This window comes from Microbacterium sp. (genome assembly GCF_044508325.1).
Taxonomy (GTDB): Bacteria; Actinomycetota; Actinomycetes; order Actinomycetales; family Microbacteriaceae; genus Microbacterium.
This window is the reverse complement of sequence record NZ_JBIQHX010000019.1, coordinates 23,428-32,342: the sequence shown is the minus strand read 5'-3', so window position 1 is coordinate 32,342 and position 8,915 is coordinate 23,428. Positions and strand designations below refer to the sequence as shown.

Below are 8,915 nucleotides of genomic sequence, written 5' to 3'. Positions count from 1 at the left end.
GATTGCGAGCATGAATGACTGATCCTTCGACAGGCTCAGGGCGGCGCCCTTCGACCGGCTCAGGGCGGCGCCCTTCGACCGGCTCAGGGCGGCGCCCTTCGACGCCCCCGCTGGTGGTGGCCATGGACGGCCCCGCCGGCAGCGGCAAGTCCAGCGTCGCCAAGGAGGCGGCCCGCCGCCTCGGCTTCGGCTACCTCGACACCGGCGCCGTCTACCGTGCGCTCGCCTGGCATGTGCTGGCGCACGAGGCGGACACCTCCGACGCCGCCGCCGTGCTCGACGCCTCCGGCGACTTCGACTGGACCATCTCGCTCGATCCCGACGCGTTCTGGGTGCGGGTGGGCGAGACCGACGTGACCGACGCGATCCGCGAGCAGCGCGTGTCCGATGCGGTCAGCGGCGTGGCGCGCGTGCCCGCCGTGCGGCAGGCGGTCAACACCGCATTCCGTGCCCTCGCCGCCGGCACCGACCGGCCCGGCATCGTCATCGAGGGCCGCGACATCACGACCGTCGTCGCGCCGGATGCCCCGGTCCGCATCCTGCTGACGGCGGCGCCCGAGGTGCGCGCGGCGCGCCGCAGCAAAGAGCTCGCAGACCTGGATGCCGTCACGGTCGCCACCGCGCTGCATCGGCGCGATGCATCCGATTCCCAGGTCGTCGACTTCCTGTCGGCCGCCCCCGGGGTGGAGGTCGTCGACTCGACCGCTCTCGATCTCGAGCAGACCGTCCAGGCCGTGCTCGCACTGACCTCACGGGTGAACGCATGAGCGACGCCGAGTACGAAGCCGGCCCCGACGACCTCGAGGAGACCCTCGCAGGCATCGACGACGAGCTCGCCGAGCAGCGCGCCGCCGCCCTGCGGCAGGGCCTGGAGGATTACGACCTCGACGAGGACGACGCCGACCTGCTGGCCGGCATCGTCCGGGGCGAGGACGGCATCGAATACCACCCGGCACTGCCGGTGGTCGCGATCGTGGGCCGCCCGAACGTGGGCAAGTCGGCCCTGGTGAACCGCATCCTCGGCCGCCGCGAAGCCGTCGTCGAAGACACGCCCGGGGTCACCCGCGACCGGGTCACCTACAAGGCGGAGTGGAACGGGCGGCGCTTCTCGCTGGTCGACACCGGCGGGTGGGAGCCCGATGCCCGCGGCATCGACCGGTCGGTGGCCGCGCAGGCCGAGATCGCGATCGACCTGTCGGATGTCGTGCTGTTCGTCGTCGACGCGATGGTGGGCGCCACCTCCACCGACGAGCATGTCGTGAAACTCCTGCGCCGCAGCGGAAAGCCCGTGCTGCTGGTCGCCAACAAGATCGACGACACCCGGCAGGAGCCGGAGGCCGCCGCGCTGTGGAACCTGGGCCTGGGCGAGCCGCACCCGGTCTCGGCGATCCACGGCCGCGGGGTGGCCGATCTGCTGGACGCGGTCATGGGAGTGCTGCCCGAGGTCTCCGCCGTCGCCAAGAACGAGGTCGGCGGCCCACGCCGCGTCGCGATCCTCGGTCGCCCGAACGTGGGCAAGTCGTCGCTGCTGAACAAAGCCGCCGGTGAGGAGCGCGTCGTCGTCAACGAGCTGGCCGGCACGACCCGCGACCCCGTCGACGAGCTCGTCGAGGTCGGCGGCAAGCTGTGGCGGTTCGTGGACACCGCCGGCATCCGTCGTCGCGTCCACCTGCAGCAGGGCGCCGACTTCTACGCGTCGCTGCGCACCTCGACCGCGCTCGAGAAGGCGGAGGTCGCCGTCGTCGTGTTCGACGTGACCGAGCCGATCAGCGAGCAGGACGTGCGGATCGTCGACCTGGTGCTGGAGTCGGGCCGGGCGCTCGTCCTGGCGTTCAACAAGTGGGATCGGCTCAACGACCCCGACCTGGAGGACATCGAGCGCCGACGGTATCTCGAACGCGAGATCGAGCAGGATCTCGCGCACGTGTCGTGGGCGCCGCGCGTCAACCTGTCGGCGCGCACCGGGCGGCATCTCGACAAGCTCGTGCCGGCGCTGGAGACCGCGCTGGAGTCGTGGGACACCCGCATCCCCACCGGCAAGTTCAATGCGTTCCTGACCGAACTGGTCGCCGAGCACCCGCACCCGGTCCGCGGAGGCAAGCAGCCCCGCATCCTGTTCGGCACGCAGGCCGCCACCCGCCCGCCCACCTTCGTGCTGTTCACGACCGGCTTCCTCGCCCCCGGCTACCGGCGCTTCATCCAGCGGCGCCTGCGCGAGCTGTTCGGCTTCGCGGGCACCCCGATCGTGATCAACATGCGCGTGCGCGAACGGCGCCGGCGGTGACTCCCCGTCGTTGAGCGAGGTCGCCGTGGCGGTGATTCCCGGTCGTTGAGCGAGGCCGCCGTGGCGGTGATTCCCGGTCGTTGAGCGAGGTCGCCGGGGCGGTGATTCCCGGTCGTTGAGCGAGGCCGCCGCAGGCGACCGAGACGAAACGCAGGGTGTGAAAGGCTGTACGGGTGACGATCGTCCCCCCGAGCCCGGGTGAGCCGCGCCGTCCGTTCGGCCCGCGCGACCCCGGTGACGCCTGGGTGGTCGCCGAGTCGGGGGAGCGTTACTGGGGCAGGTTCGGTGCGGCGGGACTGCTCGCCTTCGATCCGGCGCGCGGAGTGCTGCTGCAGCACCGCGTGTCGTGGAGCCACCACGGTGACACCTGGGGCATCCCGGGCGGCGCGCGCCACGAGGGCGAGTCGGCGTGCGACGGGGCGCTGCGCGAGGCGCAGGAGGAGGCGGGGGTGCCCGACGGGGCGGTCCGCCCGCGCCTGCTGAGCGTGCTCGACCTCGACATCTGGACGTACACGACGCTCGTCGGCGATGTCGTCGAGCCCTTCGAGCCCACCATCAGCGACCCCGAGAGCCGCGCGCTGGCGTGGGTGCCGGTCGACGAGGTCGCGCAGCTTCCCCTCCATCCCGGCTTCGGGGCCGCGTGGGGGCGGCTGCGGGGTCTGCTCGAGGTGCGTCCCGCGGTGGTCGTCGATGCGGCGAACGTCGTCGGCTCGGTGCCCGACGGCTGGTGGAAAGACCGGGCGGGTGCGGCGCAGAGGCTGCTCGCGCGGATCGGCGCGATGACGGATGCCGGGGTGCCCGCCGCGGCGCTCGGCCTGTCGGAAGACGTGTGGTACCCGTGGTGGACCGCGGTGCTCGAGGGCCGCGCACGGCACGCGGAGGCCGTGTCGGGTGTCTCCGTCGTCCGGGCTGCCGGCGAGGGCGACGACGCGATCGCCGCCGAGGCGTCGCGGCTGGTGGGTGAGGGCTTCGCGGTGACGGCGGTCACCAGCGACCGCGCGCTGGCGCAGCGGACGACGGATGCCGGTGCCACGGCGCGCGGCGCCGCCTGGCTCCTCGACCTCCTGGGCCCCTGACCGGCCGGTGGCTCCTCCCGCCCTTACCCCGGTCGTTGAGCGAGCGGCGCGGGGTCGCCCTTACCCCCGGTCGTTGAGCGAGCGGCCTCTGGTCGCGAGACGAAACGCGCTGAGCTTTCTGTGTGGTGTTGGGTTGCCGCGTTTCGTCTCGGTCGTGCTGCGCGCGTCCTCGCTCAACGTCCGGTGGCGCTGTGCTCTTACCTCCGGTCGTTGAGCGAGCGGCCGCTGGCCGCGAGACGAAACGCACTGAGCCTCCGTCAGCGCCCTGACACACCGCCCCGCCCGCGCAGCCGGTCGATCTCGCGGCGCTCGCGCTTGGTCGGCCGCCCGGCACCGCGATCGCGCTGCGCGATCAACGGCACCGGGTCGCGCGGCGGGGTCCGATCCTCCATCGCTTCGGCCGCCAGCGCGGCGCCGACCCGCTTGGTGATCGTCTTGCGCACCACGAGGATCCTGTCGAAGCCGGAGATGCGCACCCGCAGCTCATCGCCGGGTCGCACCGGCTGCGCGGCCTTCGCGCGATCCCCGTTGACGCGAACATGCCCTGCGCGGCATGCGGTCGTCGCCGCAGAACGCGTCTTGTACACCCGCACGGCCCAGAGCCAGGAGTCCACGCGGGCCGAGGCATCCGTCATCCGCCCATCGTAATCACGCCGGCCGCAGTTCGAGCTCGACGATCGCTCGCCCGGGCCGCGGTCGCGCCACCTCGCGGAACCCAGCCTTCAGGAATGTCGACAGCACGCCGACGAACAGGTCATTGGTGCGCTTGGATGCGACAGAGATGTCGAAGGGGTATGCCTCGAGGACCCGCGCTCCGCCCGCGCGCGCGGCGGCGACCGCCGCGTCCAGCAGCCGCGCCGTGAGCCCCTGCCCGCGGAACTCGCGGCGCACCACGAAGCACGACACCGCCCACACGGTCGGGTCGTCCCACGGCTGGGCGGAGCTCTCGGCGATTGCGCGGGTGTGCGCCAACCTGACCTGGGCGGTGCGCGGGCCGACGCGCACCCACCCCGCGGGCACGTCGTCGACGTGGGCCACCAGTCCCGGGCCCGGGGTGCCGCCGAACTCGGCGCGGAACAGCGCGGTGCGCTCGTCACGTGTGGTCTGCACCCATTCGCGGTTGCGCATCATCCACCACTGGCACTGGCACGAGGCGCCGTCGCCTCCACCGCTCAGCGCGTGCTGGGCGTCGTCGAAGCGGTCGGCGGTTGCGGGCACGATCGTGGCGGGCATGCCGGCGACGATACGCCGCGCCGGCGACATCGCGCGAGAGGCGGTTCGTGGCCGCGTCGCCGAGCCGGTAGGATGGGGGAGTTGTCCGCCCGCGGACAGCTCGACCGGGATGTGGCGCAGCTTGGTAGCGCACTTGACTGGGGGTCAAGGGGTCGCAGGTTCAAATCCTGTCATCCCGACAGAAAAACCCTGGTGGGACAGCAAATCTCACCAGGGTTTCGTCATGTCTGAGGGTGGTTCGACGCCGTCCCCCTGTGGTCGCCTTGTGGCTTGGGAGGGCACCCTAGTGTTGGTGGGAGTTGACACGACCCTGGCGGGCGCGCAGGCGGAGCGAGCCCAGGTTGAGCGGAGGTGGGCGTATGTCGGCGACGAAGCTCCTGGTACTCGGTATCGTGCACCTCTCCGGTGGCGCCCATGGCTACCAGGTGCGGTCCGAGCTGCAGAGCTGGGGTGCGGAGATCTGGGCCAAGATCAAGCCCGGCTCGATCTATCACGCGCCGAAGAAGGCGGCGGCTGATCGCCTCCACACCGAGCACGCCGAGCCGGGCAGCTCCGGGCCGGAGCGCGTTCTGTACCGCGCGACAGCTCGGGGACGTGACGAGATAGTCGAACTGGCCCGCGACGGTCTGCGGCGCACCCACGACCCCACCATGCTCGACGCGGCCATCGCCATGTTGCCCATGCTGACTACGACAGATGCCATCGCGCATGTCAATGAGCGGGTCGCGCGCCTGGAAGCGGAGCTGAGAGGGCAGGCCAAGGGGTGGGAGAACCCGAACCCCGACATTCCGAAACACGTCCGCGATCAGGCCGAACTGTGGGCGGGACGCGCACGCACCGAACTGGAGCGGGCGAAGAGCCTGAGCAAACGCGATCCCGGCCCCGGAACCACGTGGTGCTGGCAGGAGCACTCCGCCCGGTCTAGACCTCACTACGGGATTCCTCGTAGTGCGCAAAGGCGGCCGCGGAACGTCCACCGAGAATGAGTATTCCGAGCGTTTCGCTCGGAGTTCTCATGACAGGAGCAAACGTTGTCGATTCCCACCACCGTCAAGGCGTCTTTCTGGCTGTTGTTGATCGGGATCATTCTCGACTTTGTCGCTGCCGGCATCCAGCTGTTCACAGGAAGCATCTATCTCGGGGCGAGGGGGACAGGCGATGGAGTCGGCGTCGGGTTCGTCATCGCGGGCGTCCTCACGCTTGCGTTCGCCATCGTGCAGCTGATCGTCATTCGGAAGATGCGTGCGGGACGGAACTGGGCACGTGTTGTCATCACGGTCCTCGAGGTCCTCGCGATCATCGGAGTCGTGCTCAACCCCGCCGTGCTCCCGCTCGCGGCATCGGTCGTCGGACTCGTGGCTGTCGTGTTGATGTGGCTCCCTGCATCGAACAGGTACTTCCGCAACCCCTGATTCTCCAGCGATCTCCGAGTCCTTCCGGTCCGGCTCAGGTGGGCGGCGCGGTGGGGCCCTCGATCGCATGCACGAAGAGAAGGATGGCGAGCACCATCTCGACAACATGCTCGACCACGAACGCATCGAACATCGTGTTCAGTTCGTCGAACACGAGCAGGCTGGCCAGTACCTCACTCGGAAAAGCGAGGAGCGGAGTGGACAGCCGACGGCGGTCGGGCCAGTGAACCGCGCCGAGCAGACCAGCAGCCACACGAGGCCGATGCCGATGCAGACGATCATGGTGGCTGGCATGCTAAGAGATCCGGAAGAGGGCGGGGGTCGGAATGGTCTGGGAGATATCGGCGCCGCTGCGCGCGATGACGGCGGTCATCGGCCCTGCGGTCGCACCTCATGTCGCCGCACGCATAGGCGCGTATGCGAGAGGTGACGAACGTGGTATCCGGGAGGTCGCAGAAAGGCTGAGCGTTCATCAAGCGCGGGGAGCGTCCGCCTTGCCGGATCCTCTTCCCGTCGTGGCCGGCCCTTATGTCGAGGAGATCGATCGTCTCCGCCCGGCCGAACGCCGGCTGCTGACGTTCACCGCCCTTTCGGTGACCGGGCTCGTCGCCGACGTGCTGGACGCCGCCGGCATCGACACTGACGTGCTTCTCTTCGGCAGGCTCAACGCGCTGATCGGAGTCGACAGCAGTCGTGTGTTCTTCCGTGATGAGCGTGCGCTGTCGCATGTGGTCCACCTGACGAGTGCTGCGGAGACGCGCGAGGTGCACGCGGCGTTGGCGCGGTCCGCCCGACGTCGCGGCGACCATGCGGCCAGCATCTGGCACGCTGCACACGTCCCGCCTATAACAGAGGAGCGCTTGGCCCGCACGATTCTCGCGACCGCTGAGAAGCACCTGCGCGAAGGCCGCATCTCTCGCGCACGCTTGTTGGCGATGGCCGCTGTCGCGGCCTTGCCGGACGATTTGGTCGGTCGTGCGTGGGCCTGTGCCGGTCTCGCTGCCTTCTGGGCCGGGGAACTCGACGACGCCGCGTGTTGGCTAGCACGCGTGCGCGAGCGGGGAGACGAACGTACGGTGCACGAAGCCGACGCTGCAGCCTTGGTGATCCGCGCACTGACCGAAGGTCCACAAGGGGTGCTCTACACGCAGGCGGAGTCCGCGCGCATTTTCGCTGCGATGGCGGATGCTGCCCGGAGTCCTGCCGACCGTAGCGCTCTGACCCAACTTGGCGCGGTCACGAATGCCCTGTACGACCGGCCGGACGAGGCTGACTCCCTGCAGGCCCGCCTCTATCTCTCGTTCGGTGCGCCATCTGCAGGGCTGACGCCGCATGCGGAAGCACACGTGACGCTCATGCATGTGGCGATCCAGTCGCAGTCCGGCGATCGCGCGGGTGCCGCGCGGCTGCTGACGGATGCCGTCCCTCGTCTTCCGCTCGCGCTCCCGGCCGCGGGTATCGTCTCGAGCTACCTGCGGATCCTTGGGGCGCATGATCAGCGTTTCGATCAGGCACTAATTGCTGCCTACGAGGCAATCGGACCAGCTCGACCGCTTCGGTACGACGGAGACGGCACCGCCTTCGGCCATGGGCCGAGCCTCGGGCGACGGGCGTCCGCTGCGACTCATCTGTCAATGCAGAACAGCGTGTCGAGCACACCGGCGGTGGCGCTGTCCGCCCGACAGGCCCAAGTGCTGCAGCTGCTCGAGGATGGCCGCTCGAACAAGCAGATCGCCGACGCTCTCGGCATCTCCCCTCGCACGGTCGAGGTTCACGTCGGCGAGATCCTCCGCAAGTACAAGGTCCGTACCCGCACCGAGCTGATGTCCCTGCGCTCCGGACGACAGCCACGTGCTTCCCATCACTAAGTGATCACCCGTACCGGGTGTGCCGTCATCCACGGCGCCGACGAGTTGCACTCGGCGCCGCCGCTACGCTGACGTCCATGCTGAGAACAGCCAGAGTCCCCCGCCTCAGCGTGCGTTCGCGGGTGGTGGCAGCGGTGGCCATCGGTCTCGGTGCCGTCGTCTACCTCGGTGTGGTGCTGTTGTATGCCGCAGACTTGTCTGCGAGTGATCACCGTGTCGTGCGGCTGGGTGATGACGGTACCGACCTCGCCCTGGTCGTGAAGCCGCGCAGCATCGACCCCGTGCAGCAGGAGTTCACGTTCCGAGTCGAAGTCGAGGCGGGCAGCGGTCTCGTCGACGACGGCGCTGGGCTGTCGCGCGCGGTGCGTGTGGAGATTCGTGACGCAGCGGAGGGCAACCGGACGCAGACGGTCATGTTCGGACCGGACGCTCTGTCGTCCGAAACGCTGGCCAGCACGCTCTCGTCAGAGCAGCGCCTGGAGATGTGGCCGTTCGATAGGTACGCTGCCGAGCTGGAATTCACGGTCGAGCAGGAAGACGGCGACGGAGAGTTCCATCCCCTCGCGGCTGACCTGCTGATCGATGGCGGCATCCCCGGGTGGGACATCGCGGCGGCCGACGACGAACTGGACAGTTCGGACGAAAAAGCTTTCGATGCCAGCGTCACCATCGGGCGGTCATTCAGCACGATGGCGTATGCGATCGTGCTGAACGCCTCACTGATTCTCATGGCGGTCATCGCTCTGGTGGTATCAATCAGCGTGCTCCGTCGGGCGCGCCAGATGGAACTCATCTTCCTCGGCTGGATCGCCGGCATGCTTTTCGCAGTGCCGGCGCTTCGAAACTTCCTGCCTGGTCAGCCGCCGATCGGGTCATGGGTGGACTTCCTCATCGTGCTGTGGGTGGTCGTCAGCCTGATCATCTCGCTGGCGTTCCTTGCGTTCACGTGGTTCTACTCGCACCCGAGCCGGCCGCGGGACGACCCGAGTCAGAGTGGCGGCGCCGACGGGCGCCATGGTTGACGCTTCCGTCGGCGACGCGC

Annotated in this window: 10 protein-coding genes and 1 tRNA gene; 8 read left to right on the top strand and 3 right to left on the bottom strand. The window is 69.3% G+C overall.

The window, feature by feature from the left end; translation table 11 throughout:
* The first annotated feature begins 122 nt into the window (after positions 1 to 122).
* From cmk to ACIWQI_RS13420, 3 genes are all read left to right on the top strand, one after another.
* A complete protein-coding gene (gene cmk / locus ACIWQI_RS13430; RefSeq protein WP_396658139.1) occupies positions 123 to 767 on the top strand; it encodes a (d)CMP kinase in 645 nt (214 codons plus the stop codon).
* Complete coding sequence (gene der, locus ACIWQI_RS13425; RefSeq protein WP_396658138.1) at positions 764 to 2,284, top strand: ribosome biogenesis GTPase Der; 1,521 nt, start codon at positions 764 to 766, stop codon at positions 2,282 to 2,284. Before cmk ends, der begins: the two co-directional genes overlap by 4 nt.
* A 173-nt stretch (positions 2,285 to 2,457) precedes the next feature.
* Positions 2,458 to 3,360: an NUDIX domain-containing protein gene (locus ACIWQI_RS13420; RefSeq protein WP_396658136.1), complete on the top strand. Its 903-nt coding sequence runs from the start codon at positions 2,458 to 2,460 to the stop codon at positions 3,358 to 3,360.
* 257 nt (positions 3,361 to 3,617) lie between these two features.
* Here the strand turns inward: ACIWQI_RS13420 and ACIWQI_RS13415 are convergent, their stop codons facing one another.
* Both ACIWQI_RS13415 and ACIWQI_RS13410 read right to left on the bottom strand, forming a co-directional pair.
* Positions 3,618 to 3,995 (bottom strand): RNA-binding S4 domain-containing protein, encoded by a 378-nt coding sequence (locus ACIWQI_RS13415; protein ID WP_396658134.1) that lies wholly within the window; start codon positions 3,993 to 3,995, stop codon positions 3,618 to 3,620.
* 13 nt (positions 3,996 to 4,008) lie between these two features.
* A complete protein-coding gene (locus ACIWQI_RS13410; protein ID WP_396658132.1) occupies positions 4,009 to 4,593 on the bottom strand; it encodes a GNAT family N-acetyltransferase in 585 nt (194 codons plus the stop codon).
* 105 nt (positions 4,594 to 4,698) lie between these two features.
* Here ACIWQI_RS13410 and ACIWQI_RS13405 point away from each other — a divergent pair.
* The 3 genes from ACIWQI_RS13405 to ACIWQI_RS13395 all read left to right on the top strand — a co-directional run bounded on the left by ACIWQI_RS13405 (position 4,699) and on the right by ACIWQI_RS13395 (position 6,005).
* Positions 4,699 to 4,772, top strand: a tRNA-Pro gene (locus ACIWQI_RS13405).
* A 180-nt stretch (positions 4,773 to 4,952) separates the two neighbouring features.
* On the top strand, positions 4,953 to 5,579 hold the full coding sequence (locus tag ACIWQI_RS13400) for a PadR family transcriptional regulator (RefSeq protein ID WP_396658130.1): 627 nt from the start codon (positions 4,953 to 4,955) through the stop codon (positions 5,577 to 5,579).
* 45 nt (positions 5,580 to 5,624) lie between these two features.
* A complete protein-coding gene (locus ACIWQI_RS13395; protein WP_396658129.1) occupies positions 5,625 to 6,005 on the top strand; it encodes a hypothetical protein in 381 nt (126 codons plus the stop codon).
* 34 nt (positions 6,006 to 6,039) lie between these two features.
* On the opposite strand, the gene ACIWQI_RS13390 is transcribed toward ACIWQI_RS13395, so the two are convergent.
* Complete coding sequence (locus ACIWQI_RS13390; RefSeq protein WP_396658128.1) at positions 6,040 to 6,258, bottom strand: hypothetical protein; 219 nt, start codon at positions 6,256 to 6,258, stop codon at positions 6,040 to 6,042.
* A 262-nt stretch (positions 6,259 to 6,520) separates the two neighbouring features.
* Between ACIWQI_RS13390 and ACIWQI_RS13385 the strand changes: the two genes are divergently transcribed.
* Both ACIWQI_RS13385 and ACIWQI_RS13380 read left to right on the top strand, forming a co-directional pair.
* Entirely contained in the window at positions 6,521 to 7,873 is a 1,353-nt protein-coding gene (locus ACIWQI_RS13385) for a LuxR C-terminal-related transcriptional regulator (protein WP_396658126.1), read from the top strand.
* A 77-nt stretch (positions 7,874 to 7,950) separates the two neighbouring features.
* Entirely contained in the window at positions 7,951 to 8,895 is a 945-nt protein-coding gene (locus tag ACIWQI_RS13380; protein ID WP_396658125.1) for a DUF4436 family protein, read from the top strand.
* The last annotated feature ends 20 nt before the right edge of the window (positions 8,896 to 8,915 follow it).

Coding starts and splice junctions, on each gene's coding strand:
- ACIWQI_RS13400 (WP_396658130.1), top strand. CDS start 4,953: ATGTCGGCGACGAAGCTCCTGGTACTCGGTATCGTGCACCTCTCCGGT.
- ACIWQI_RS13410 (WP_396658132.1), bottom strand. CDS start 4,593: ATGCCCGCCACGATCGTGCCCGCAACCGCCGACCGCTTCGACGACGCC.
- cmk (WP_396658139.1), top strand. CDS start 123: ATGGACGGCCCCGCCGGCAGCGGCAAGTCCAGCGTCGCCAAGGAGGCG.
- ACIWQI_RS13415 (WP_396658134.1), bottom strand. CDS start 3,995: ATGACGGATGCCTCGGCCCGCGTGGACTCCTGGCTCTGGGCCGTGCGG.
- ACIWQI_RS13380 (WP_396658125.1), top strand. CDS start 7,951: ATGCTGAGAACAGCCAGAGTCCCCCGCCTCAGCGTGCGTTCGCGGGTG.
- der (WP_396658138.1), top strand. CDS start 764: ATGAGCGACGCCGAGTACGAAGCCGGCCCCGACGACCTCGAGGAGACC.